The organism is Vibrio sp. Vb2131 (assembly GCF_033338535.1).
Lineage (GTDB): Bacteria > Pseudomonadota > Gammaproteobacteria > Enterobacterales > Vibrionaceae > Vibrio > Vibrio alginolyticus.
Map to the genome: position 1 here is coordinate 1 of NZ_JAWOSW010000134.1, position 556 is coordinate 556.

General features: G+C 46.9%; 1 protein-coding gene. It reads left to right on the forward strand.

Annotated features, from left to right (window positions below):
- Positions 1–556: carbon-nitrogen hydrolase family protein (locus R7E38_RS23235; protein WP_318082202.1), on the forward strand; the 556-nt coding region annotated here is incomplete at both ends.

Consider the following 556-nt stretch of genomic DNA (forward strand, 5'->3'; position numbering starts at 1 on the left):
GACTTTGCTTTGTTTCCTGAGTTCTTCAATGCTCCGTTGATGGGATTGCAAAACGATCAAAACTCGGTTGAAGCTATTCGCTTTCTTGCTAGCTTTACAGAAGAGATCAAAAACCGTTTCTCGCAAATGGCGGTCACTTACAACATCAATATCATTGCTGGCAGTATGCCGCTCATCGAAGATGGCAAGCTCTACAACGTAGCGTACTTACTGCAACGCGATGGGGAAATTAACGCTCAGTACAAAATCCACATCACGCCACACGAACAAAAAGACTGGGTAATTGATGGCGGTGATGATGTACAAGTGTTCGAAACCGATGCTGGTAAGGTCGGCATTCTGATTTGTTACGACAGCGAGTTCCCTGAGTTAGGTCGTATGCTCGCCGAACAAGGTGCGCAAATTATTTTTGTGCCATTCTGGACCGATACCAAAAACGGCTATCAACGTGTGCGGATCTGTTCTCAATCTCGCGCGATCGAAAACGAGTGTTATGTGGCGATTGGCGGCAGTGTCGGCAACTTACCGCGCGTGGACAACGTGGACATTCAATATG